26 protein-coding genes are annotated in these 24,180 nt (G+C 67.0%); 19 read left to right on the top strand and 7 right to left on the bottom strand.

Annotated features, from left to right (window positions below):
* Nucleotides 1-9 precede the first annotated feature (9 nt).
* The 5 genes from AB4Z27_RS05315 to AB4Z27_RS05295 all read left to right on the top strand — a co-directional run bounded on the left by AB4Z27_RS05315 (nt 10) and on the right by AB4Z27_RS05295 (nt 2,573).
* Complete coding sequence (locus AB4Z27_RS05315; RefSeq protein WP_092290442.1) at nt 10-396, top strand: MAPEG family protein; 387 nt, start codon at nt 10-12, stop codon at nt 394-396.
* A gap of 1 nt (nt 397) precedes the next feature.
* Nucleotides 398-982 (top strand): YceI family protein, encoded by a 585-nt coding sequence (locus AB4Z27_RS05310; protein WP_441644015.1) that lies wholly within the window; start codon nt 398-400, stop codon nt 980-982.
* Nucleotides 983-1,159: 177 nt separating this feature from the next.
* Nucleotides 1,160-1,468: a hypothetical protein gene (locus AB4Z27_RS05305; RefSeq protein WP_092290446.1), complete on the top strand. Its 309-nt coding sequence runs from the start codon at nt 1,160-1,162 to the stop codon at nt 1,466-1,468.
* 150 nt (nt 1,469-1,618) lie between these two features.
* Entirely contained in the window at nt 1,619-2,167 is a 549-nt protein-coding gene (locus AB4Z27_RS05300) for a YaeQ family protein (protein WP_092290873.1), read from the top strand.
* Nucleotides 2,168-2,225: 58 nt separating this feature from the next.
* Entirely contained in the window at nt 2,226-2,573 is a 348-nt protein-coding gene (locus tag AB4Z27_RS05295) for an FKBP-type peptidyl-prolyl cis-trans isomerase (RefSeq protein ID WP_092290448.1), read from the top strand.
* Between the two features lie 78 nt (nt 2,574-2,651).
* On the opposite strand, the gene AB4Z27_RS05290 is transcribed toward AB4Z27_RS05295, so the two are convergent.
* Entirely contained in the window at nt 2,652-2,972 is a 321-nt protein-coding gene (locus AB4Z27_RS05290; protein ID WP_092290450.1) for a hypothetical protein, read from the bottom strand.
* Between the two features lie 148 nt (nt 2,973-3,120).
* Here AB4Z27_RS05290 and AB4Z27_RS05285 point away from each other — a divergent pair, with 148 nt between their 5' ends.
* Together AB4Z27_RS05285 and AB4Z27_RS05280 are read left to right on the top strand one after the other, a co-directional pair.
* Nucleotides 3,121-3,915, top strand: coding sequence for a gamma-glutamylcyclotransferase (locus AB4Z27_RS05285; RefSeq protein WP_092290452.1), 795 nt, complete (start codon nt 3,121-3,123; stop codon nt 3,913-3,915).
* Between the two features lie 28 nt (nt 3,916-3,943).
* A complete protein-coding gene (locus AB4Z27_RS05280; RefSeq protein ID WP_092290455.1) occupies nt 3,944-4,756 on the top strand; it encodes an ankyrin repeat domain-containing protein in 813 nt (270 codons plus the stop codon).
* 12 nt (nt 4,757-4,768) lie between these two features.
* Here AB4Z27_RS05280 and AB4Z27_RS05275 read toward each other — a convergent pair whose 3' ends face one another.
* Nucleotides 4,769-6,466, bottom strand: a complete 1,698-nt coding sequence (locus AB4Z27_RS05275) for a long-chain fatty acid--CoA ligase (protein WP_441644014.1) — start codon at nt 6,464-6,466, stop codon at nt 4,769-4,771.
* A gap of 191 nt (nt 6,467-6,657) precedes the next feature.
* On the opposite strand from AB4Z27_RS05275, the gene trxA reads away from it, so the two are divergent.
* Entirely contained in the window at nt 6,658-7,503 is an 846-nt protein-coding gene (trxA, locus tag AB4Z27_RS05270; RefSeq protein WP_092290459.1) for a thioredoxin, read from the top strand.
* 18 nt (nt 7,504-7,521) lie between these two features.
* Here trxA and AB4Z27_RS05265 read toward each other — a convergent pair whose 3' ends face one another.
* Complete coding sequence (locus AB4Z27_RS05265; protein WP_092290461.1) at nt 7,522-7,980, bottom strand: bacteriohemerythrin; 459 nt, start codon at nt 7,978-7,980, stop codon at nt 7,522-7,524.
* Between the two features lie 154 nt (nt 7,981-8,134).
* On the opposite strand from AB4Z27_RS05265, the gene AB4Z27_RS05260 reads away from it, so the two are divergent.
* Nucleotides 8,135-8,713 (top strand): AAA family ATPase, encoded by a 579-nt coding sequence (locus tag AB4Z27_RS05260; protein WP_092290463.1) that lies wholly within the window; start codon nt 8,135-8,137, stop codon nt 8,711-8,713.
* A gap of 24 nt (nt 8,714-8,737) precedes the next feature.
* On the opposite strand, the gene AB4Z27_RS05255 is transcribed toward AB4Z27_RS05260, so the two are convergent.
* Nucleotides 8,738-9,622, bottom strand: a complete 885-nt coding sequence (locus AB4Z27_RS05255; RefSeq protein WP_092290465.1) for a tRNA threonylcarbamoyladenosine dehydratase — start codon at nt 9,620-9,622, stop codon at nt 8,738-8,740.
* Nucleotides 9,623-9,859: 237 nt separating this feature from the next.
* On the opposite strand from AB4Z27_RS05255, the gene AB4Z27_RS05250 reads away from it, so the two are divergent.
* The 6 genes from AB4Z27_RS05250 to AB4Z27_RS05225 all read left to right on the top strand — a co-directional run bounded on the left by AB4Z27_RS05250 (nt 9,860) and on the right by AB4Z27_RS05225 (nt 17,696).
* Nucleotides 9,860-12,184: an AsmA family protein gene (locus tag AB4Z27_RS05250; RefSeq protein ID WP_092290467.1), complete on the top strand. Its 2,325-nt coding sequence runs from the start codon at nt 9,860-9,862 to the stop codon at nt 12,182-12,184.
* 321 nt (nt 12,185-12,505) lie between these two features.
* Nucleotides 12,506-13,702: an MFS transporter gene (locus tag AB4Z27_RS05245; protein ID WP_092290470.1), complete on the top strand. Its 1,197-nt coding sequence runs from the start codon at nt 12,506-12,508 to the stop codon at nt 13,700-13,702.
* A 93-nt stretch (nt 13,703-13,795) separates the two neighbouring features.
* Nucleotides 13,796-14,434 carry a pyridoxamine 5'-phosphate oxidase gene (pdxH, locus tag AB4Z27_RS05240; protein ID WP_092290875.1) on the top strand — a complete coding sequence of 213 codons (639 nt, stop codon included), beginning with the start codon at nt 13,796-13,798 and terminating at the stop codon, nt 14,432-14,434.
* A gap of 148 nt (nt 14,435-14,582) precedes the next feature.
* A complete protein-coding gene (locus AB4Z27_RS05235) occupies nt 14,583-15,824 on the top strand; it encodes a class I SAM-dependent methyltransferase (RefSeq protein ID WP_441644013.1) in 1,242 nt (413 codons plus the stop codon).
* Nucleotides 15,825-15,829: 5 nt separating this feature from the next.
* Complete coding sequence (locus tag AB4Z27_RS05230; protein WP_092290474.1) at nt 15,830-16,906, top strand: DUF72 domain-containing protein; 1,077 nt, start codon at nt 15,830-15,832, stop codon at nt 16,904-16,906.
* Nucleotides 16,907-17,132: 226 nt separating this feature from the next.
* Complete coding sequence (locus AB4Z27_RS05225) at nt 17,133-17,696, top strand: flavin reductase family protein (protein ID WP_092290476.1); 564 nt, start codon at nt 17,133-17,135, stop codon at nt 17,694-17,696.
* Nucleotides 17,697-17,715: 19 nt separating this feature from the next.
* On the opposite strand, the gene AB4Z27_RS05220 is transcribed toward AB4Z27_RS05225, so the two are convergent.
* Nucleotides 17,716-18,204 (bottom strand): Lrp/AsnC family transcriptional regulator, encoded by a 489-nt coding sequence (locus AB4Z27_RS05220; RefSeq protein ID WP_092290478.1) that lies wholly within the window; start codon nt 18,202-18,204, stop codon nt 17,716-17,718.
* A gap of 158 nt (nt 18,205-18,362) precedes the next feature.
* On the opposite strand from AB4Z27_RS05220, the gene kynB reads away from it, so the two are divergent.
* Genes kynB through kynA form a run of 3 tightly spaced genes read left to right on the top strand, consistent with a single transcriptional unit; the run spans nt 18,363 to nt 21,205 of the window.
* Nucleotides 18,363-19,019, top strand: a complete 657-nt coding sequence (kynB, locus tag AB4Z27_RS05215; RefSeq protein ID WP_441644012.1) for an arylformamidase — start codon at nt 18,363-18,365, stop codon at nt 19,017-19,019.
* A gap of 30 nt (nt 19,020-19,049) precedes the next feature.
* Entirely contained in the window at nt 19,050-20,303 is a 1,254-nt protein-coding gene (kynU, locus tag AB4Z27_RS05210) for a kynureninase (protein WP_441644011.1), read from the top strand.
* 17 nt (nt 20,304-20,320) lie between these two features.
* Complete coding sequence (gene kynA / locus AB4Z27_RS05205; RefSeq protein WP_441644010.1) at nt 20,321-21,205, top strand: tryptophan 2,3-dioxygenase; 885 nt, start codon at nt 20,321-20,323, stop codon at nt 21,203-21,205.
* A 12-nt stretch (nt 21,206-21,217) separates the two neighbouring features.
* Here kynA and AB4Z27_RS05200 read toward each other — a convergent pair whose 3' ends face one another.
* Nucleotides 21,218-22,039, bottom strand: a complete 822-nt coding sequence (locus AB4Z27_RS05200; RefSeq protein ID WP_092290486.1) for an IclR family transcriptional regulator — start codon at nt 22,037-22,039, stop codon at nt 21,218-21,220.
* Between the two features lie 190 nt (nt 22,040-22,229).
* Between AB4Z27_RS05200 and AB4Z27_RS05195 the strand changes: the two genes are divergently transcribed.
* Nucleotides 22,230-23,423 carry an acyl-CoA dehydrogenase gene (locus tag AB4Z27_RS05195; protein ID WP_092290488.1) on the top strand — a complete coding sequence of 398 codons (1,194 nt, stop codon included), beginning with the start codon at nt 22,230-22,232 and terminating at the stop codon, nt 23,421-23,423.
* A gap of 79 nt (nt 23,424-23,502) precedes the next feature.
* Here AB4Z27_RS05195 and AB4Z27_RS05190 read toward each other — a convergent pair whose 3' ends face one another.
* Entirely contained in the window at nt 23,503-24,141 is a 639-nt protein-coding gene (locus AB4Z27_RS05190; RefSeq protein ID WP_092290490.1) for a peroxiredoxin, read from the bottom strand.
* Between the last annotated feature and the right edge of the window lie 39 nt (nt 24,142-24,180).

Raw genomic sequence — 24,180 nt, 5'->3', positions numbered from 1 at the left:
AGGACCGATATGCCGATTGCGTTCTGGTGTGTGCTGGTGGCGGGATTGCTGCCCGTACTGACGGTGGCCATCGCCAAGGCAGGCGGGCGTGGCGGCTTCGATAACCACGACCCGCGAGGCTGGCTGGAGAAGCAGAGTGGGCGGGCGCGGCGCGCCGACCTCGCCCACCGTAACCACTTCGAGGCCTTCCCGTTCTTCGCGGCCGGCGTGTTGATTGCCACGCACATGAGCGCGCCGCAGGCTCGGATCGACGAACTGGCGGTGGTGTTCGTCGTCGCCCGCATTCTCTATACGGTCTGCTACCTGACCGACCGGGCCACGCTGCGCACGCTGTGCTGGACCATCGGCTTGCTGACGGTGATCGGGCTGTTCCTGCTGCCGGTGTTCGTCCACTGACATGCGGCCCCTGCTGATCGCTGCCCTCGTTGGCGCCCTGGCAGGTGCCAGCCTCCCGGCCTGGGCGGCGCCCGTGAACTACAACGTCGATCCCACCCACACCGCGGTCTACTTCGGCGCGAGCCATTTCGACCGCACCACGGTGCGCGGCCGCTTCAACAAGCTGGATGGCCGCATCGTCTATGACCCGGCCACCGGGGCGGGGTCAATCGACTTCACGGTGGATACCGAGTCGGTCGACACCGGCAATCGCAGCCTCGATGTCGTGCTGCGTTCGCCACAATTCTTCGATGCCCAGAATTTTCCGGTCGCGCGCTTCCAGGGCAACCGGTTCGTCGTGGAAGGCGGCAAGCTCGTGGCCGTGGAGGGTCAGGTGTCGCTGCTGGGCGTGACCCGGCCGCTGCGGCTGGAGGCGGACCGCTTCAGCTGCGGGCGCGTGGTGCTGTTCGGCGTGGGCCGGGACGTCTGCGGCGGAGATTTCCACGCCAGCCTGCCCAGAAGTGCCTTCGGCATGACACGGTTCCTGCCCGACGTCGGCGATACCGTGACGCTCCACATTTCCGTCGAAGCGACGCCCGCGCAGTAGCCCGGGGCGGACGGCAGCGCGCCGCCATCCTGAATAGGGGAAATCGATCGCCGATATCGAGCCCGATGACGACCCCGCGTCACCTTTGCCGGGAAAAATTTCAGTAAAATCAGCGCCTTGCCCGTTCCCATCCTGCCGCGTTCCGCCCCCAGCGTATCCGGCGATTCGCGAGTCGAGATGATCACTATTCACGTCGGAGACGTCGTTGCGGCGTCCCTGGCCGCAGCCGGCGCCTGCCTGGCCTGCAGCGTCCCTGCCCAAACCGTCCGCAAATTCCCGCTCTGGGCCTACCAGACCTATGGCCGTGGCGCCCTGCTGCTGCCGCTGCTAGCCGTCATGGTCGGCACGCTGCTGGTCAGCGTGGCGCTCGAAGGCCAGATCAACAGCAAGGCCGGGCTCGCGCTGGTGGCGGCCGCCGCGTTCCTGGCGCTCGTGCTGGTGTCGGCGGTGCTGCGCTTCTGGGTCAGCCACAAGCGCAAGTCCTGAGCGAAGGCCCGCCCGGGCTCCGCGCGCCAACGCACCTTCGGGCGATGGTTTTCCATCGCCTGCCCACGCGGATCACGTATGATGCGGCCTTCGCGCGCCGTGCCGGATGGCATCCCGTGGCCGGCGCGAGCCCGCATTTCCCGTGATTCCATGGCGCTCAAGTCCACCATCTTCAAGGCCGAACTGTCCGTATCGGACATGGATCGGCCCTACTACGGCAGCCATACGCTGACCATCGCCCAGCATCCGTCCGAGAACGACGCGCGGATGATGGTGCGCCTGCTGGCCTTCGCCTGCGAGGCGTCCGAGTCCCTCACCTTCACGCGCGGCCTCGACGAGCCCGACGAACCCGACCTCTGGGACAAGACGCTGACCGGCGAGATCGCCCACTGGGTGGAACTCGGCCAGCCCGACGAATCCCGGCTGCGGCGCGCCTCGTCCCGCGCGGACCGCGTCACCGTCTATACCTATCAGAGCGCCAGCGCGCGCGAATGGTGGAAGGGCATGGCTGGCAAGGCCAGCAAGCTGCGCAACGTGACCATTTACAATGTGCCGTCGGAAGCCGTGGAGGCACTGGCCGGCATGGCGCAGCGCGCCATGCGCCTGTCCGTGACCATCCAGGACGCCGAGATCTGGGTCAGCGACGACGACCACAACGTGCAGCTGACGCTCGACGTGCTCCAGCGCGCCGCCGGCTGAGCGGGTCGCCGCCCGAGCCCCAGATAACGCTTCATCAACCAAAAACAGGAAGATTGCGATGCAAACCACTCCCTCCGGCCTGCAATTCGAAGACACCGTTGTCGGCGCTGGCGACGAAGCCCGCGCAGGCCAGCACGTGACCGTGCACTACACCGGCTGGCTGTACGAGAACGACCAGGCTGGCCGCAAGTTCGATTCGAGCAAGGACCGCAACGACCCCTTCGTGTTCCCGCTGGGCGCCGGCCACGTGATCCGTGGCTGGGACGAAGGCGTGCAGGGCATGAAGGTGGGTGGCACGCGCCGTCTGGTGATCCCGGCCGACCTGGGCTACGGTGCCCGTGGCGCCGGTGGCGTGATTCCGCCGAACGCCACGCTGCTGTTCGAAGTGGAACTGCTGTCGGTCTGAGCCTCGGCCTGACCTGACCCAATAAAAACGGACGCCTCGGCGTCCGTTTTTACATCGTGGAATCTGAAACTCGAGGGTTCAGAACCCGATCGCCGCATTCCCCACGTCCACGCGGACCTTGTCGCGGTCCAGCAGCCGGCCGGCGTGCCTTGCGAAATCCTGCGCCCACTCGGCATTGCCACTGAAACGGTTCTCGCCCGAGAACTTGGCCACGTTCAAGATCTTGTCGATGACGAGCACCTTGCCCACCGGGCTCGATGCCTGGCAGTCCAGTTCGGCATATTCGCGGTCGAACCAGCGCCACGCGGCCTCCTCGGTCACGGCTGCCAGCTCGGCATCGCCAAGCGTGAAATCGAATTCCTTGCCACTGCCGAACACCACGGTAAGCGTACGCGCCATGACCGGTTCTCCAAGAAGTCAGGCCCTCATTGTAGAGACTTGCCGGCCCGGCGGGCGCATGGCAAACCGTTGCCTGTGACACACACCCCACTCTCCGCCTGTGGCTTCCTTGCGACGGATCAATACGCTTTGGATTATCCTTGCATCCATGGCCATCACCAGACAGGACCTCGAAGCGGACAGGCTGCGCGCATCGCTGTGCAGCACCCCGGTCGCGTCCTCGCTGCTGCCTGAGGCCGATATCGAGCAATCGCTCCATGACACGCTGGCCGCCCGGCCTGACGGCGATGCCATGCACGGCGATGTCTGGCTGTTCGGCTACGGCTCGCTGATCTGGAATCCGATGGTGGTCCACACGGACCGGCGCCTGGCCACCGTGCATGGCTACCATCGCGGCTTCTACCTCTATTCCCGGATCAATCGCGGCACCTGGGACAACCCCGGACTCGTGCTCGGCCTGGACCGGGGCGGCTGCTGCACCGGCATGGTGTTCCGCATCCCGGCCCATGTGATCGAGCAGGAATTCCGCGTGCTCTGGCGCCGCGAGATGCTGACCGGCGCCTATCATCCGCGCTGGCTGCGCGTGAAACTCGACAATGACCCGGACGCCCCGGAGGCCCGCGCGCTGGCCTTTGTGATGAACCGCGAACATCCCGCCTACGCGGGCCGCCTGCCCGATAACCGCGTGGTGGACTGCCTGCGCCACGCCTGCGGCCTGTACGGCCCGGCGCGCGAATATCTCCAGCAGACGCTGCTGGGCCTGGCCACCAACGGCGTGGACGATCCTTACCTGGGCCGCCTCTGGCGCCTGCTGCAGGACAGCGACGTCGCCGATGCCGCGCACCCGGCCGGGGACGACCCGCACCGCCACCGGCCGCCCGTCATGCAGGCCGACGGCACGGACGGCATCGCCGCCGCCGACGCGCCGCACGAAACCGTCTGAGCCACCCAGCGCCCTCGACGCCCTCCCCATGACGCGCTCCCAGACCCGCCCCCGCCGCCAGGCCATCGCCGAAATGCTCGGGTTGTTGGGATTGTTGATGGGCGGCGGCCTGCTCGCCGGCCAGGGCGGCCAGACGCTGGCACGCACCCTGACTGGCATCGGCAACGGCTCCATGCTCGCGCAGGGGCCGCGCTCGCCGCGTCCGGTCGATTCCCCCGCCCTGCCACCGCGCAGCGACGGCATGGCCGCGCTGGACCGCAACCTGATCACCGCCGCCAGCATTGGCGACTCGGAACTCGTCAATCGGCTACTCGCTGCCGGGGCGTCGATGCAGGCCGTGGACGAACGCGGCCGCAGCGCGCTGCTGGCCGCCGTCTACATGCGGCGCAACGAGGTGGCGCGCACGCTGATCATGGCCGGCGCCGATGTGAATCGCAAGGATGGGGAGTCGAACAGCCCGTTCCTGGTGGCGGCTGCCACGGGACAGATCGACATTTTGCGGCTGGCGCTGTCACACGGCGCCGACCCGCGCAGCACCGACCGCTACGACGGCACGGCGCTGATCGCCGCGAGCCAGCACGGCAATGTCGAAATCGTGAAATTGCTACTGAAGGCCGGGCTCAGCGTGGACCACGTGAACCAACTCGGCTGGACTGCGCTGCTCGAGGCCGTGGTGCTCGGCGACGGCAGCGCGCGCTACGAGGAAGTGGTGCAACTGCTGCTCGATGCGGGCGCGGACGCCAACCTCGCCGACCGTGAAGGCGTCACGCCCACCCGCCATGCACGCGAGCGCGGCTACAAGACCATGGTCAGGATGCTGATGCGCGCCCGCGGGCACTGATCGGCAGGCGAATTACGCGCCGGTGCGCGCGTTCTCGCTCTCCTGCAGCTGGCGCCACATCACCTTGCCGGTGCCGGACTTCGGCAATGCATCGACGAACTCGACCACGCGCGGATACTTGTACGCGGCCATGTTCTCCTTCGCCCATTCGATGATGTCTTCCGGCGTGGTATTTCCCTTGGCGGCGGTGCGCAGCACCACCACGGCCTTCACGGTCTCGCCGCGATAGGCGTCGCGCGTCCCGATGATGCACGCCTCCTGCACGGCCGGATGCTTGTAGAGCAGGTTTTCCACCTCGGCCGGCCAGACCTTGAAGCCGGACGCGTTGATCATGCGCTTGAGGCGGTCGGTGATGAAGAAGTAGCCGTCATCGTCCATGCGGCCCAGGTCGCCGGTGCGGAACCAGGTCCGGCCTTCGAACTCGATGAAGGCGTCGCGCGTGGCATCGGGCTTGCCCCAGTAACCCTTGAAGACCTGCGGGCCGCGCACGATGATCTCGCCCACTTCGTTCGGCGGCAGTTCCTGCAGCGTGACGGGGTCGATCACGCGTGCCTCGGTGTTGAAGGTCGGCACGCCCAGGCACTGGAGCTTGGCGCGTTCGGCCGGGTTGCTGTGCGTCGGCGCCATGGTCTCGGAGAGGCCATAGCCCTCCAGGTAGCTGAGGCCGAACTGTTCCTTGAGCCGCTCGGCCACCGCCTGCGGCATGGCCGCGCCGCCGCCGCCGATGTAGCGCAGGCTGGTCATGTCGAAGGCGGCCAGGTTCGGGCTGCCCAGGAAGTCGATCACCATGGTCGGGATGTTGGTCCAGTGCGTGACCTGGTAGCGCGAGATCAGGCGGCCGGCCACTTCGCGGTCCCAGCGCGGCAGCATGACCACGGTGGCGCCGCTGTAGATCGGCCCGTTCATGCCGTACTGCATGCCGGTCACGTGGAACAGCGGCAGGACCGACAGGATCACCGATTCCGCGCCACTGCCCGACCACGTGCCGCCGCCGATCACGTTATGCATGACCGAGCGATGGGTGTGGATGCAGCCCTTGGGGAAGCCCGTGGTGCCCGAGGTGTAGGGCATCACGGCCATGTCGTCCGGGCCGGCGGTGTGCGGGCCCGGCTGCAGGCCGGCGGCTAGCGCCTCGGCCCACGGCGTGGCACCTGCCGGCAGCGGATGCTCGGCGGTGATCCACGCGGGCGGCGCGTCTTCGGGATGTTCGTAGGAGGCCGGCAGCGCGTCCGCGTACTGCGTGGCCAGCACGTGCTGGAGCTGCTGGTCGGCCGGCAGTTCGGCGTTGGCCTGGGCCACGCCGGCGGCGAGATCTGCCGTGCAGATCGCCACGCGCGCCTGGCCATCGCTCACGTAGTGCTTGAACTCCTCGGCACGGTTCATCGGGTTGACGGGCACCACCACCGCGTCGGCACGCAGGATCGCGTAGTAGCTGACGATGAACTGCGGGCAGTTCTGCATATACAGCAGCACGCGGTCGCCCTTCTTCACGCCGGCCTTCTGCTGGAGCCAGCCCGCCAGCGCCGTGGCCTGCGCCTCCAGCGTGCGGAACGTGATGGCATTGCCGAAGTAGCGGATCGCCGGCTTCTCGGCGTAGCGGTGCGCGGAGACTTCGAGGTTGTACCAGAGCGAGGTCTCGGGCAGCACGATCTGCGTGGGCAGACGCTTCGGCCAGAACTGGAAATGCGGGCGCGCGGGCGTGGTGGTCATCTTGTCTCCTGGGTCTTTGCGACCGGCTTTTTGGTTTCGTCAACAGAGGGGCAATATAACTGAACGACCGTTCTATTTTCAAGCGGAGGTTTTCCCGATCGGGGTAGGCCAAAGGTTGCTTTCCGCGGCTTCGCCCTCACAATAGGGAGGTCCGGCCGCTATCCGGCCTCCACCATTCCGAAAGGCAGAACATGAGCGACGTCACCCTGCAGAATTTCGAGGCCGATGTGATCGAACTGTCGCGGCAGGTGCCCGTGCTGGTCGATTTCTGGGCGCCCTGGTGTGGCCCATGCCGCACGCTCGGACCGATGCTGGAGAAGTTGGAAGCCGAATCCGGCGGCAAGTGGAAGCTCGCCAAGGTCAATGTGGACGAGAACCAGGAGCTGGCCGCGCACTTCGGCGTGCGCAGCATTCCCCATGTGGTGGCGATTGCCGATGGGCAGGCCGTAGACCAGTTCGTCGGCGTGCTGCCGGAGTCGGGCCTGCGTGAATTCCTGGACCGCCTGACCCCGAACCCGGGCGAGCAGGCGCTGCACGAGGCCCGCGAACTGGTGGCCGCTGGCGATGCCGAGGGGGCGCGCGCCGCCTTCCAGGCCGCGCTGGCCTTCGATCCGGGCGCCGACGATGCACGGCTGGCCTATACCAGCTTCCTGCTCGATCACAACGAGGTCGACGCCGCCGAGGCCGAGTTCTCCCGGCTATCGCCGCGCGCCCCGCAGGAGGAAGGCTACGCCGCCGTGCAGACTCAGTTGGAGGCGCTGCGGCACGTGGACGACCTGCCCGACGCCTCCGCGCTGATCGCCCGCGTGCAGGCCAATCCGGCCGATCTCGGCGCGAAGCTCGACCTGGCGAACGCGCTGATCGCGCGCCGCGAGTACGAGCCCGCCTTGGAACAACTGCTGGAAATCGTGCGCCGCGACCGCGGCTTCGAGGAAGACATCGGACGCAAGACCATGCTGTCGGTGTTCGACCTGCTTGCCGGCCGGCCCGACGTGGTCTCGCGCTGGCGCCGCCAGCTTAGCGCGGCGCTGAACTGAGCTAGGAGCCCCCCGGCTTCAGTCCTGGGGGCCTTCGATCAGCGTGAAGCCGTTGGCCTGCATGTGTTCGACCATCATGGCGTCCATCGACTTCACGTGCTGGTCGAACCAGCCGGACAGCTCACCCACGAGCCGGCGTCCCAGGCTCACCACCCCCTCCTCCGCCACCTTGTCGCGCACGGCCTGCGCAACGGCCAGCACCTGCTGGTGCTCGCCCGCATGGCAATGGCGCGGGCCGAAGCCCATCGCCTCCATCCACTGTTCTTCCTGCGCGAAATGATGGCGCGTATGGTCGATCCACGCGTCATAGGCTTCCAGGAAGCCGGCGTCGTCGGCGCGGGCGGCCGCATCGAGCAATTGGAGGAATTCGGCGTGGGTGGCGTCGGTCACGGGCTCCCCGAGGCGTAGCGCTTCGGGCAGGCCCTCGGACGACAGTCCTTGATAGGGATCTTGCGTGTCGAGTGCGGCGGCGGACATGTGGCGGGCAAGGAGCAAGTCGGTAACGCGGCAAGGATACCGATTTCCCGCCGCGTCGATCTGATTTTCCGCAAATCTACGAGTCGTTATCGGACCGATGCGGGGTATCCTTGCCGTTCGCACCCCCGCTGTGGCCGACGCGCCCCTTCCCGCCATGCCAAGACTGATTTTCTTCTGCGGCCACGCCGGCACCGGCAAGACCTCGCTGTCCCACAAGCTGATCGGCCCGCTGATGCAGGCCACCGGCGAGCCGTTCTGCATCCTCGACAAGGACACGCTCTATGGGCGCTACAGCGCGGCGGCGATGGGCGCCATCACCGGCGACCCGAACGACCGCGACAGCCCAGCCTATCTGGATAACCTGCGCGACCCCGAATACCAGGGCCTGCTCGACACCGCGCGCGAGAACCTGATGCTCGGCATCAGCGTGCTGGTGGTGGGGCCGCTCTCGCGCGAGGTGCGCGCCCACCAGTTGACCGATCCGGATTGGCTGCACATGCCGGCCGGCACGCGCACGGAGGTGGTCTGGGTGCACCTGCCCGAGGACGAGGCGCACGCGCGCATCGTCCGGCGCGGTAATCCCAACGATGCCTACAAGCTCACCCACTGGGAGGCGTATCGGACACGCCGCTTCATGCCGGACCCCGCCGAGTATCCCGAACTGATCTTCTTCGACAACCTGGCCCCGGACGCCGCCGCACTGGACGGCTTGCTGCGCACCCTGGCGAGCTAGCGCTCAGCGCTCAATCCTCAGTCCTCAATCCTCGTCCGCTGCGTCGGTCGCCGGCCGGGCATCGTTGCCGGCCACAATCGCGCCGATCACGGCCGACGCCGCCACGAAGCCGAACACCGCCGTCACCGCCACCGACGAGCCATACCCGGCGCAGGCCAGCCCTTGCGGGGCCTCGCGCGGCGCGGGCGGGGCCTCGTCGATCTCGCAAGCCTGCTGTTCGGGCTCCGGATAGCGCACCGGTTCGTCCGAATACACGGCCAGGATGCCGAACTTCCGCTTCGGGTTGCGCGGGAAGCCGTGCTGGCGGCGCAGGTTGCCGCGCACCTTAGCCAGCAGCGGGTCCTGCACGGTCCGGGAAAGATCCTCGAGCCGCACCCGCGTGGGATCGAGCTGCCCGCCTGCCCCGCCGCACGTGAGGATGCGCGCGCCACGCCCCGACCCCCGCGTCCAGCCGAGGATGGCGGTCTTGATCTTCACGGCGTCGATGGCGTCGATCACGTAGTCGAAGCCGCTCAGCAGTTCGGCCACGTTCTCCTCAGTCACGAAATCGTCGATCTGCGAGACGCGGCAGCGCGGGTTGATCGCCACGATACGCTCGCCCATCGCCTCCACCTTGGCGCGGCCATAGGCATCGCCCAGCGCATGGATCTGGCGGTTGGTGTTCGACGGGGCGATGTGGTCGAGGTCGATCAGCGTGATGCGGCCCACGGCGTTGCGCGCCAGCGCCTCGGCCGCCCAGCTGCCCACGCCGCCGATGCCGATCACGCAGACGCTGGCCGCCTCCAGCCGGGCCATGCCATCCGGCCCGTATAGCCGCGCCACGCCGCCGAAACGCCGGTGGTAGTCGTCGTCCTCGGGGGTCTCGTGGGTCAGGGGCTCGGGCAGCCCGGAAAGCTCGGCAATGGTCATGACAGGGGGAGGAGCGCGCAAAGCGGAAAAATCGCGAATTTCGCTATTTTATGTCACCCCGGCCGGCCCGGCTGGCGCCAAAAATCGGCGGTCCGGCGACCGCAATGTCAGCGCAAGGCCGACAAGCCGGCGCGGCGCGCTCCCCTAAAATTGGATGTGCAGTGGTTGATCCGCCGCATGGCAGGCCAGGCTTATCCACGCCGGCCCGGCCCTGCGCGCCAACAGGAGTCCGACCTCATGCCCGCCTCGCGCCGACAAAAAATCATTCTCTGGAGCGTGTTCACCCCGCTCGCCCTGATTGCGATCCTGGTCATCGTCATCCTGACTTTCGATTGGAATCGTCTCAAGCCCTGGCTCAACGACAAGGTGTCGCTGGCTATCGGCCGCCCGTTTGCGATCAATGGCGACCTCGTCGTCACCTGGAAGCGCGCGCAGGGCGAGGCCGGCTGGCGCACGCTGGTGCCGTGGCCGCGTCTGTCGGCCCGGGACATTACCGTGGGCAACCCCGACTGGGCCAAAGCGCCCAATATGGCCACCGTGCGGGAGGTCATCTTCATACTGCGCCCGCTGCCGCTGCTGGCGCACCAGATCGCCGTGCCGACCATCGTCGTGGACAGCCCGGCCGTCTGGCTCGAGCGGCTGGCCGACAAGCGCAACAACTGGACCTTCGACACCGGGCCCAAGACCGGCAAGTCGAGCTGGGAACTCGATATTGGCGAGGTCGTGCTGCAGCGCGGCAATCTGGCACTGGCCGATGCCGCGGAGAAGATCGACATGCAGGCCACGCTGGACACCGTGGGCGACCAGGCGCTCTACGACAAGGCCCGCGATGGCGCGCTGGTGCCGCCGACCGATGCGTCGGCCGTCGATGCCTCGGCCCCCATCGCCAAGGACAGCAAGGACGCGAAGGACACCAAAGACACCAAGGACACCGCGCCCGACAGCCGCTACGGCATCCGCTGGAAGGCAGTCGGGCATTACAACCAGGCCACCATCAACGCCAGCGGCAAGGCCGGCACGGTGCTGAGCCTGCGCGACGTCAACACGCCCTATCCCGTGCAGGCCGATGTGCGCGTGGGCGCCACCCGCGCGGTCATCGAAGGCACGCTGACCAACCCGGCCCACCTGGGCGCGCTCGACGTCAACCTGATGCTGTCCGGCGACAACATGGCCAAGCTCTACGCGCTGACCGGCATCGTGCTGCCCTCCACCCCACCGTATGAAACGCGCGGCCGGCTTGTGGCCACGCTCAAGAAAGGGGCGTCGTCCTATACGTATCGGGACTTCACCGGCAAGGTCGGCGGCAGCGACCTGGGCGGTACGCTCACCTTCGCCCAGCGCTCGCCGCGCCCGCTGCTGTCTGGCGAGCTGGTGTCCAAGCAACTGCTGTTCGCCGACCTCGCGCCGCTGATCGGCGCCGATGCCAAGCCCGGCCAGGCTGCCTCCGAGAGCCCGGTCAAGCAGCCAGCCAACAAGGCGCTGCCGGTGGCGCCGTTCCGCACCGAGCGCTGGGATGAGATCGACGCCGACGTGACGTTCACCGGCAAGCGCATCGTCCGCGACGAAGACCTGCCGATCACCGACCTGAAGACCCACCTGAGGCTGACCGATGGCGTGCTGCTGCTCGACCCGCTCAACTTCGGCGTGGCCGGCGGCAACCTCGTCTCCACGATCCGGCTGGACGGCAAGCGCGAGCCGATGGGCGCCATGGTCGACATGACCGCGCGCCACCTGAAGCTCAAGCAACTGTTCCCGAAGGCGGACTCGATGCGCGCCAGCGTTGGTGAGGTGAATGGCAGCGCCAAGCTGTCCGGCACCGGCAACTCGGTCGCCGCGCTGATGGGTTCGTCGAACGGCGAGGCCAAGCTGCTGGTGGAAAACGGCACGGTCAGCAAGTTCATCCTGGAGGCCATCGGCCTGAACGTGGGCAGCGTGGTGGTTTCCAAGCTGTTCGGCGACAAACCCGTGCAGATCAACTGCGGCGTGAGCGACTTCGCGGTCAAGGACGGCATCGCCCGGGCCCGCACCTTCGTGCTCGACACCCAGGACGCCGTGATCACCACCGATGGCGCGATCGACTTCGGCGAGGAGCGGCTGGCGTTGACCATCCATCCCGATTCCAAGGGCTTGCGGATCATCTCGCTGCGGTCGCCGCTGTATGTGGGCGGCACGTTCAAGAACCCAACGGTGAGCCCGAACATCGCCGTGCTGGCCCTGCGGGCGGGCGGCGCGCTGGCGCTGGCGCTGACCGCGCCGGTGGCGCTGGTGGTGCCCCTGCTGGACCTCTCACCCGGCGGCGACGAAAGCCAGTGCGCCCGCCTGCTGGCCGAGCTGAAGAAGCGCCCGACCGCCCCACCGCCGGGCAAGAGCTATCAGGACCCGGCCACCGGCGGCGCCGGCAAGCAGGCCGCCGGCCCGGCGATTCCCGAGTCGCCGTCGAAGTCGGCCGCCGCGCAGGGCCAGCCGGGCCCGGCGCCGACCGAGCCGCGCAAGCCCACGCCATCGGTCCAGCAGAAGCCGATGCAGCCGTCCAACGACGCGCAGCTTTATCAGGGCGGATAAGGCCCTCCTCACCTCGTCATTCGACGAAATCCGCAACATCCGATCCGTATCTATCGGCCCCGGGTGTTGCGGATTTGCACTTCCCCCCACATGACCATTGTGTCCGGACCCGGGACGGTCGCATAATTAAACGGCCATTTACAAGCAAAGCATTGAACAGAATGGCATGCATCGGTCGTCGCTGCCGGTTCCAGTCCGGTGACGGTGCCCTTGTGAGGTGCGGCCACGGCCGCACTTATTTTTTCTCGCGCACTTTTCGACCCGGACGGAGACCTTGCCGGCGGCGCGATCCACGCAGTTCCCCCCTACCTGCCCCGTCCCATGACGTTGCCTCACGCCGCCGTTCCGCCGATCAGCTGGCTGATCGCCCTGACGGTGTGCAATCACGTGGCGTTCAACGCCAGTCGCGTCGTCGTTTCCCTGTTTGCAATCTCGCTCAAAGCCTCCACGGTCACGCTCGGCATGCTGATGGCGCTCTATGCGCTGCTGCCGATGTTCCTGGCGATCCGCGCCGGGCGCCGTATCGACGAGATCGGCCCACGCCTGCCGATGACGGCGGGCTCGCTGATGGTGGTGGGCGGCACGCTGCTGCCGGCGATCTGGCCGGAAATCGGCGCGCTCTACGTCGCGTGCGCGCTGATCGGCGTCGGCTTCATGCTGGTCCAGGTGGCCATGCAGTTGTTGATCGGGCAGGTCTCCACGCCGGACACGCGGCTGCGCAACTACACCTATCACGCGCTCGGGCTGTCCGTGTCCGGCACGCTCGGCCCGGTGGTGATGGGTTATGTCATCGAACACGCTGGCTTCCGGCCCGCGTTCTGCGTGCTGGTGGTGGTGGCGCTGCTCGGCCAGGCCGGGCTCCAGTACGTGCGGCCGCGCCTGCCGGCCACGGGCGGCAACGCCGGGCGGATCGCGGTGGAGGACGGCAGCCGCCGCTCCACGCTGGACCTGCTCCAGCATCCCGAACTGCGCGCGGTGTTTATCGCCAGCGCGGTGCTCTCGGCCGCGTGGGACCTGCACGCGTTCCTGATCCCGATCCAGGGCTCGCGCATCGGCCTGTCGCCGTCGTCCATCGGCTGGGTGCTCGGCGCGTTCGCCCTCGCCACGCTGGCCATCCGCATTGCCATGCCGCTGGTATCGCGCCATTTGTCTGAATGGAAGATCATTCGGACCGCGCTAATGGTGGGCGCCATGGCCTACCTCGTCTACCCCTTCGTCGCCGAATTCTGGCTGATGTGCGGGCTGGCCTTCGTGCTGGGCCTCGCGCTCGGCAGCGCACAGCCCAATGTGATGAACATCCTCCATACCGCCTCGCCCTCGGGCCGCGCCGGGGAGGCCCTTGGGCTGCGCTCGGCCGTGCTCAACACCAGCCAGGTGGTGTGGCCGCTGACCTTCGGTGTGGTCGGCACGGCGCTCGGCATGTTGCCGATCTTCCTCTCGATGGCAGGCGCGATGGGCATGGCGGGCTATTACTCCCGCAACCAGTCCCGCAAGCCGCGAGTGGCGGAGATCGAATAAAGCTTAAAACAAGCGCGGCGATTTGCGACACCGCAAATGCGCTGCGCGGCGCATTCGCTATACTCGAAGTGCATCTTCCTTCGTGATCGCGACATGACCCAACTAGCCGACCTGCGCCGCAACTACATGCTGAGCGCGCTTTCCGAATCCGACGTGGCCGCCGACCCGATCCGCCAGTTCCAGACCTGGTTCGACGAGGCGCTCCAGGCCAAGCTGCCCGAGCCGAATGCCATGACGCTCGCCACGGTTCACGCCGACGGCCAGCCGTCCGCGCGCATCGTGCTGTTGAAGGGCATGGACGCCAACGGCTTCACGTTCTTCACCAACTACGAGAGCCGCAAGGGGCTCGACCTGCAGGCCAATCCGCGCGCGGCGCTGCTGTTCCACTGGGTACAGCTCGAGCGGCAGGTGCGCGTGGAAGGCATCGTGGAAAAGGTGGATGAGGCCGAGAGCGACGCGTATTACGCCTCGCGCCCGCTTGGCTCCCGGCTGGGCGCGTGGGCGTCCGAGCAAAGCCGCGAGGTGCCCGGCCGCGACGTGCTCGAGGCCCGCGAGGCCGACTTCCGCAGCAAGTTCGGCGAGAACCCGCCGCGCCCCGCGCACTGGGGCGGCTATCGCGTGGCGCCCACCTGGATCGAGTTCTGGCAGGGCCGCCCGTCGCGCCTGCACGACCGCATCGGCTATCGCAAGCAAGACGACGGCAGCTGGAATATCGTGCGGCTGTCGCCCTGAATCCCGCGCCGCGTACTTGTCTGCCTGTTCAGACAAGTACGCGGCAGACAGCGGCGTCCGGGGACGCGCACTGCACAATCCAAACTTTTGGCGTAAAGTTTTAGGGTCGTACGAGAGGTGTGCCGCAACCAATTCGGGAGGAAGCCGCATGTTTTTCAAACAAGCCCTGGACAAGCAGCTCGACAGCTGGATCGCCGACGTGCGCGAGCACGCCAACCTGCCGGTGAAGCTCCGGCTCTGGAATGGCAAAGAGTACCCGCTCGGCCATTTCGAGAAGCCCGACGTCACCCTGACGGTACGCGAGGCCACCGCCCTGCCGCTGCTGCTGGTACCCAGCCTGGACAACCTCGGCGAGGCGTATGTCCAGGAGAAGATCGACCTCGAAGGCCGCCTGGCCGACATCATCAACGTCGCCTTCGGCTTCTCCGCCGCAGCCGCGCGCAGTGCCGGCGGCGCCCTCGCCCGTGTGGCCGAGCACTTCACCCATACCAAGCAGGAAGACCAGGCGTCGATCCAGTATCACTACGACGTCTCGAACGACTTCTACCGCCTCTGGCTCGATCCGAACATGGTCTATTCGTGCGCGTACTTCGAACACGGCAATGAAGACCTCGCCACCGCGCAGCTGAAGAAGATCGACCACATCCTGACCAAGATCCGGCTCCAGCCGGACCAGACCCTGCTTGATATCGGCTGCGGCTGGGGCGCGCTGGTGCTGCGCGCCGCGCAGAAGTTCGGCGCGCGCTGCGTGGGCATCACGCTCTCGCAGAACCAGTTCGACCTCGCCACCGAGCGTGTACGCGCCGCGGGGCTGTCTGACCGCATCGAGATCCGCCTCCAGGACTACCGCGACACCGCCGGCCAGTTCGACCGCATTACCAGCGTCGGCATGTTCGAGCACGTGGGCAAGGCCAACCTGCCGGCCTATTTCGGCCGCATTCGCGACTTGCTGGCGGACGACGGCGTGGCCATGAACCACGGCATCACCTCCACCGACCCGCACAGCGGCGAGGTGCCGATGGACGGCTCGGGCTTCATGGATCGCTACGTGTTCCCGCAGGGGGAGCTGCCGCACATCGGCATGGTGCTCCAGACCCTGCAGCAGGGCGGGCTCGAGGGCTTCGACCTAGAATTGCTGCGCCGGCACTACGCCCAGACGCTGTTCCACTGGGCCAACAACTTCGAGGCCAACGGCGAGACGATCCGGAAGATGGTCGGCGAGAAGAAATACCGCATCTGGCGCATCTACCTGGCCGGTACCGCCCACGCGTTCACGACCGACCAGATGTCGATCTACCAGGTGGTGTGCCACAAGGCGCGCCGCCCGGCCGACACCCTGCCTTGGTCGCGACGCTATATCTATGACGCCACGATCGGCAATGCCGTCTGAATCGATTGAACGATACGCTTGACCTGTTCGGCGATGCACCCGCATCGCCGCTCCCCGCCTCCTCCGAACCCTCGCCAGCCGCCGATCCTGCGGCTGGCGAACTTCCCAAGAAGAAGCCCGCCGGCAAGGTCGTCGCGCCGTGGACGCCCGACGCCGCGCTGGTCGCGCTCGGCCAGCGGCTGCCGCCCAACCTCCATTTCGGCACCTCGTCGTGGTCATATCCGGGCTGGCACGGGCTGGTCTACGATGGCCAGTACACCGAGAGCCTGCTCTCGCGCAAGGGGCTGCGCGCCTGCGGCCAGCATCCGCTGCTGCGCGCGGCGGGGATCGACCGGGGCTTCTACGGGCCGATCCCGCTGACCGACTATATGCAGTATGCGGCACAGGTGCCCGAGGGCTTCCGCTTCCTCGTCAAGGCGCCGGCCAGCGTTTGCGATGCTTGGCTGCGCGGGCCCGATGGCGCCGGGCGGCTGCCGAACGCGGGCTTCCTGAACCCCGAGATCGCGATCCGGGACTGCATCGTGCCGGCCACAGGCGGGCTCGGCCAGCATTGCGGGCCGCTGCTGTTCCAACTGTCGCCGCTGGCGGGCGTGGGCGATGACGGCCCCGCCTTCCTCGCCCGGCTGGACGCCTTCCTGGCCGCGCTGCCGCCGCTGGACCCCACCCTGACCCCGCACGCCTGCTACGCGGTGGAGATCCGCGACGCGGCCCTGCTCACGCCGCGCTACATCCGCCTGCTGCGGGACCGTGGCGTGCGCTTCTGCCTCGCCGCGCGCGACCGCCTGCCGCCCGTGGCCCGCCAGTCCGCCGCGCAGGCGTTGATGGACGAGGGCGCGCCCGGCCCGCTGGTGCTGCGCTGGATGCTGCGCGAAGGCCGCTCCTATGCGATGGCCGAAAAGGCCTACGGCCCGTTCGACAAGATCGTCGAACCTGACCCGGAGACGCGCGACGCCATTGCCGATGTGGTGGCGCGCACGCTGCGCACGGGCCAGCCGGCCTACGTGATCGTCAGCAACAACGCCGAAGGCTGCGCGCCGCTGAGCATCGCGCGGCTGGCCGAGGCCATCGCGGACCGGCTCTGAACGCGTATCGGGCCAGCCGGCGCGAAAGACCCTACCGTCGGGCCAAATGTCCGGACTCCGCTACAATCGGGGGACGATCGGCGCCGGGTTTCGGCCGCCGCGATTCCGGACCGTTTTGTACGAAATCCCACCGACGCGCCCCTGCGCGCGGCGCAAGGTGACATCCGTACAAGGCGTACCGGCTGACGATGCAATGAAAATCATGGATTTGTGTGGAGCCCGAGACATGGGCATGCCTGCCGAGGACGACGACCCCATCACGGGCCGCAAGGCCGCCTCGCCCGACTTCGATTCGCAGCATTTCAAGCGGACGCTGTCGCAGTTCGCCACCGGCGTGACCGTCATCACCACGCGCGCGGCGGGGCATCCGTACGCCAACGGCGCGCCGTTCGTCGGCATCACAGCCAGCTCGTTCAACTCGGTCTCGCTGGACCCGCCGCTGGTGCTCTGGAGCATGGCCAACCGCGCCAACAGCCTGCCGATGTTCCGCGATGGCACGCACTACATTATCAATGTGCTCTGCGCGTCGCAAATGGATCTATGCCAGCGCTTCGCCTCGCTCAAGGGCGACCGCTTCGCCGGCGTGGACTATCGTCTCTCCGAAACCGGCCTGCCGATCCTCGCCAACGCGCTGGCCTGGTTCGAATGCCATAACCGCAGCCGCTACGACGAAGGCGACCACGTGATCTTCGTCGGCGAAGTGGAGCGCTGCGGCCTGCAGGACTGCGGCGGCCAGCCGCTGGTGTTCCAGGGCGGCCAGTTCTCCACGGTCTCGCCACTGGACCGCTAAGCCGGTCCCCTTCCCGTTTCTACGCTTTCCCGCCCTGGTCGGCATGCAGCGCCGCCAGCGGCGAGCCATCCGTTTTGATCCGCTGGAGCACGATGTTCGAGCGGATATCCATCACCCCCGGCGTGCGGTAGAGCCGGTTGACGATGAAATCCGAGTAGTGCTTCAGGTTGCGCGCCTGCACGCGCAGGATGTAGTTGCTGTCGCCGGTAATCACATAGGCAGTCAGCACTTCCGGCCACGCCTGCACGGCGGCGTTGAAGGTGTCGTGCCAGCCTTCGAGGTCGTGGCGCATCGACACCTGCACGATGGCCTCGATCTCCAGCCCCAGCCGCTCGGCATCGAACCACGCGCGATAGCCGCCAATCACTCCCTGCTCCTCCAGCAAGCGCACGCGCCGCAGGCACGCGGAGGGCGATAACGCCACTTTGTCGGCCAGATCCTGATTGCTGATGCGGCCGTTCTCCTGCAGGCAGGTGAGGATGCGCAAATCGATGGGGTCGAGGGTCATATCCGTGTTTGTCGCAGAATCTGCGAATATTTGGTCGATCCACACAATTCTATGCGAAACATGCCCATCAGGACGGGGCATTTCGCAAGCCTCTTCTGGGCGCTTTTGACTATGATGCGGTCATCGACGCAACGATCTTCACGATCCCTGCCGCCCCCATGCCCCACGCCCCCGATTTTCACGATGCCCGCCGTATTTGGGACATCACCCCACCCGTCTCACCGGCCACGCCGGTGTGGCCCGGCGACACTCCGTTCCAGCACGACACCGCCTGGGTCATGGATGGCCAGTGCCCGGTCAATGTCGGCCGGATGACGATGTCGCCCCATACGGGCGCCCATGCGGATGCCCCGCTCCACTACGTGGCCGGTGGCGCGCCGATTGGGGCGGTGCCGCTCGACGCCTACCTCGGCCCGTGCCGCGTGATCGACTGCATCGGCGCCGGCCCGCACGTGTTGCCGCGCCACGTGGAAGGCGCGCTGGCCGGCACGCCGCCGCGCGTGCTGCTGCGCACCTACGCCACGGCGCCGCAGGGCACGTGGGATGCGGGCTTCTGCGCGGTGGCCGCCGAGACGATCGCGCTGCTGGCCCGCCACGGCGTGAAGCTGGTCGGCATCGACACCCCCTCGCTGGACCCCCAGGACTCGAAGACGATGGACGCGCACCACGCCGTGCGCGACCACCGGCTTGCCATTCTCGAAGGCATCGTGCTCGACGACGTGCCGGCGGGTGATTACGAACTGATCGCCCTGCCGCTGCGCCTTGCCACGCTCGATGCCAGCCCGGTACGCGCCATCCTGCGCGCCCTCGCCTGACCTTTTTCAGAATCGTCTGATTTCCAGCCCATGAATTTGACCCGTGAATACTGCGTCGCGCTCGACCGTGACGACCCCCTGCGCGGCCTGCGCGAGCAGTTCGCGCTGCCTGCCGGCGTGATCTATCTCGATGGCAATTCGCTCGGCGCCCGTCCGCGTGCCGCCGCCGCGCGCGCCGCCGAAGTGGTGTCCGCCGAATGGGGCGAGGGCCTGATCCGTAGCTGGAATTCGGCGGGCTGGTTCGATCTGCCGCGCCGGCTCGGCAACCGGCTGGCCCCGCTGATCGGCGCCGGGCACGACGAGGTGGTGGTCACCGACACGACCTCGATCAACCTGTTCAAGGTGCTGGCCGCCGCGCTGCGCGTGCAGCAGCAACGCGACCCGGCACGCCGCGTGATCGTCTCCGAGGCCAGCAACTTCCCGACCGACCTCTACATCGCCCAGGGCTTGGCCGACCTGCTCCAGCAAGGCTACTCGGTGCGCCTGGTGGACAGCCCGGACGAGATCGAAGCCGCCGTGGGCCCCGACACCGCTGTGCTGATGCTGACGCACGTCAACTACAAGACCGGCGAGATGCTCGACATGGCCGGACTGACCGAACTGGCCCACGCGCGCGGCGCGCTGACGGTGTGGGATCTCGCCCACTCGGCCGGGGCGGTGCCGGTGAACCTGACCGCGGCCGGCGCCGACTACGCCATTGGCTGCACCTACAAGTACCTGAACGGTGGCCCCGGCTCGCCGGCCTTCGTCTGGGTGGCGCCGGCGCTGCGCGACGCGTTCTGGCAGCCGCTGTCCGGCTGGTGGGGCCATCAGGCGCCGTTCGCGATGTCGCCGCAGTACCGCCCCACCGAGGGCATCGGCCGCTTCCTGTGCGGCACGCAGCCGGTGACCTCGCTGGCGATGGTCGAATGCGGGCTGGACATCTTCGCCCAGACCAGCATGACCGCGCTGCGCGCGAAGTCCCTGAAACTGACCGATGCGTTTATCGCGCTGGTGGAGGCGCGTTGCGCCACGCACCCGCTGACCCTGGTCACGCCGCGCGAGCACGCCCGGCGCGGCAGCCAGGTCAGCTTCGCCCATCCGGACGGCTACGCGCTGGTCGCGGCGCTGATCGAACGTGGCGTGATTGGCGACTATCGCGAGCCCGGCATCGCCCGTTTCGGCTTCACGCCGCTCTACACGAGCTTCACGGAAGTCTGGGACGCCGTGGAGATTCTGCGAGACGTGCTCGACAGCGGCGCCTATCGCGACGCGCGCTTCGCCGTGCGGACGGCAGTGACCTGAGCGGAGCGGAGCGGACCATGAGCGAATTCAAGGGATGTCCGATGGGACACGGCGCATCGGCCAACACCGGCGATGCGGCGGACGACAAGTGGCACGGCGCGCAGATGGACTTCGCGCAGGACATGAGCTACGGCGACTACCTGGGTCTGGACCAGATCCTGAGCGCCCAGCATCCGCGCTCGCCGGACCACAACGAAATGCTGTTCATCGTCCAGCACCAGACCACGGAACTGTGGATGAAGCTGATGCTGCACGAGCTGCGCGCCGCGCGTGATGGCGTGCGCAACGACGAATTGCGCCCGGCGTTCAAGATGCTGGCACGCGTGTCGCGCATCATGGACCAACTGGTGCAGGCGTGGAACGTGCTGGCGACAATGACGCCGCCCGAGTATTCGGCGATGCGGCCCTACCTGGGCGCGTCATCGGGGTTCCAGTCGTACCAGTATCGCGAGATCGAGTTCATCCTCGGCAACAAGAACGCGGCGCTGCTGCGCCCGCACGCGCACCGGCCCGAGCATCTGGCGCTGGTGGATGCCGCGCTGCACACGCCGTCGATGTATGACGAGGCGATCCGCCTGATGGCGCGGCGCGGGTTCCAGATCGACGCCGAGGTGGTGGAGCGCGACTGGACCCAACCGACGGTCTACAACGCGTCCGTGGAGACGGCCTGGCTCGAGGTGTATCGCAATCCGTCCAAATACTGGGAGCTCTACGAGCTGGGCGAGAAGTTCGTCGACCTTGAGGATGCTTTCCGGCAATGGCGTTTCCGCCATGTGACCACGGTGGAGCGCGTGATCGGCTTCAAGCGCGGCACCGGCGGCACCGAGGGCGTCGGCTACCTGCGCAAGATGCTCGACGTGGTGCTGTTCCCGGAACTGTGGAAGCTGCGCACGGACCTTTGAACTTGCGTCCAATCAGCGCGCGCCGGGGTCGGACAGCCGCGCGCCCAGCGCCTGCAGCGCCGGGGCCAGGGTCTCGTGGAACACCTGCTCGGCCACCGTGCCATACGACGCGCTGCAGCTAATCATGTGCAGGTCCTTCTCCCCCACCGGCCGGAACGCCACGGCGCAGGCGTGGATAGCGGGATGCCAGTCCCGGAACGAGGCCGAATAACCCAGCCGCTCAGCCTCGGCCAGCGCGGCGCGCATCGGCGCCTCCTGCTGCTTCCACTGCTCCGGATAGGCCAGTGCGAATTCGCCCAGCACGCGCTCGCGTCGCGCGGCCGGCAGCGCGGCCAGATAGGCGCGCCCCATCGAACTTGACATCAGCGAGAGCCGCGACCCCACGCCGAGGCCGAGCATCACGCCGGCGTCATTTCGTATCGATTCGAGATAGATCACCTCCATCCGCTCGCGCTTGCCGAGCGACACCGACACGCCATACGCCTGCGCGAACGCCAGCATGTGGGGACGCGCCAGCGCCACCACGTCCGAGGCAGATAAATACGAGAAACCGAGCGCCAGCACGCCGGCATCGAGCGCGTATTTACCCAGGCTGTCGTCATAGCGCAGGTAGCCCAGCTGCACCAGCGTGCCGGCCAGCCGGCTGACCGTCGCCTTCGGAAAACCGGTGCGGCGCACGAAATCCTGATTGCCGAGCATCGCCTCGCCGGTGCGGAAGCAACGGAGCAGTTCCAGGCCGCGCGCCAGCGCCGTCACGAAGTTCGGATCGCTTTCGCGCGCGGGGCGCTCGGTATCGGCGTTTGCCGCCGGGGCGGGCAATGAGGAAGTGGCCAAGGCGTGGCTCCATGAGAAGGATGATCCACCTGGCGTGCGGCAGGGCGGGATCGGGTCCACCCCCTGTTGCACTGCGGATCGGTTCGGCTATACTAGCTCATCGGAACAAGGTTCCGCAATGCGGAACTTCACTACACCTGTTCGAGGGCTGCCCCCGCCCCTCGGCGCGCCACCAAAGAAGGAGACCTCCATGGCTGCCAATGCCGAATTCAACTGGATCGACCCCCTGTTGCTGGATCAGCAACTGACCGACGAAGAACGCATGGTGCGCGATGCCGCCGCCGCGTACTCGCAGGACAAGCTGATGCCGCGTGTGCTCCAGTCCTTCCGCAACGAGAAGACCGACATCGAGATCTTCCGCGAGATGGGCGAACTGGGCCTGCTGGGACCGACCATTCCCGAGCAATACGGCGGCCCGGGCCTGAACTACGTCAGCTACGGCCTGATCGCACGGGAAGTGGAGCGCGTGGATTCCGGCTATCGCTCGATGATGAGCGTGCAGTCGTCGCTGGTGATGGTGCCGATCTATGAATTCGGCACGGAAGCCCAGAAGCAGAAGTACCTGCCCAAGCTGGCCACCGGCGAATGGATCGGCTGCTTCGGCCTGACCGAGCCGAATCACGGCTCCGACCCGGGCTCGATGATCACCCGCGCCAAGAAGGTGGACGGCGGCTACGAGCTGTCCGGCGCCAAGATGTGGATCACCAACTCGCCGATCGCCGATGTCTTCGTGGTCTGGGCCAAGCTGGTCGGCGACGACGGCAAGGACGCCATCCGCGGCTTTATCCTCGAAAAAGGCTGGAAGGGCCTGTCCGCGCCGGCCATCCACGGCAAGGTGGGCCTGCGCACGTCGATCACGGGCGAGATCGTGCTCGACCAGGTCTTCGTGCCGGAAGAGAACCTGATGCCGGGCGTGAGCGGCCTCAAGGGCCCGTTCACCTGCCTGAATTCGGCCCGCTACGGCATTGCCTGGGGCGCGCTCGGCGCCGCCGAGTTCTGCTGGCACACCGCCCGCCAGTACACGCTGGACCGCAAGCAGTTCGGCCGCCCGCTGGCCGCCACGCAGCTGGTGCAGAAGAAGCTGGCCGACATGCAGACCGAGATCACGCTGGGCCTGCAAGGCTGCCTGCGCCTGGGCCGCATGAAGGACGAAGGCACGGCCGCCGTGGAAATCACGTCGATCATGAAGCGGAATTCGTGTGGCAAGTCGCTCGACATCGCCCGCGTAGCCCGCGACATGCTCGGCGGCAACGGCATCTCGGACGAATTCGGCGTGATCCGCCATGTGGTCAACCTCGAGGTGGTCAACACCTACGAAGGCACCCACGACATCCACGCGCTGATCCTGGGCCGCGCCCAGACGGGCCTGCAAGCCTTCTTCTGATCGCGTTTTTTCAGCGGAAGACGATGTAAAAAAGCCCGGCAAGCCGGGCTTTTTTACACTTGCCTGCCTGCCGGCCGGCTTACTTGTTCGGCTGGGGCGTCAGGCGCAGGTAGGGGCGAACCGCCTTGTAGCCCTTCGGGAATTTCTGGCGGATGATCTCCTCGTCCTTCAGCGACGGCACGATCACCACGTCGTCGCCGTCCTGCCAGTTGCCCGGCGTGGCCACGCTGTGGTGGTCGGTCAGTTGCAGGGAATCGATGACGCGGAGGATTTCGTTGAAATTTCTACCGGTACTGGCCGGGTAGGTAATGATCAGTCTTACCTTCTTCTTCGGATCGATCACGAACAGCGAACGCACGGTCAGCGTTTCGTTGGCGTTCGGGTGAATCATGTCGTAAAGCTCAGACACTTTGCGGTCCGCATCGGCCAGAATCGGGAAATTTACCGAGGTCGACTGGGTGTCGTTGATATCGCCAATCCAGCCTTTATGGGACTCCACGCTGTCCACGGACAGGGCAATGGCCTTGACATTACGCTTCTCGAACTCGCCTTTCAGCTTGGCGGTCAGCCCCAGCTCGGTGGTGCAGACCGGGGTGTAGTCCGCCGGGTGCGAGAACAGCACGCCCCAGCCGTCGCCCAGCCAATCGTGGAAGCGGATGCGGCCCTCGCTCGATTCTTGCTCGAAGTCCGGGGCGATGTCGCCAAGACGCAGTGCCATTGTTGAAAATCTCCAGGGGGAAGGTTGAAGGAACCAGCT

Source organism: Cupriavidus sp. KB_39, assembly GCF_052114485.1.
In the GTDB taxonomy this organism is placed as follows: Bacteria; Pseudomonadota; Gammaproteobacteria; order Burkholderiales; family Burkholderiaceae; genus Cupriavidus.
The sequence above is the reverse complement of the archived record's forward strand: the minus strand, read 5'-3'. Positions and strand labels throughout refer to the sequence as shown.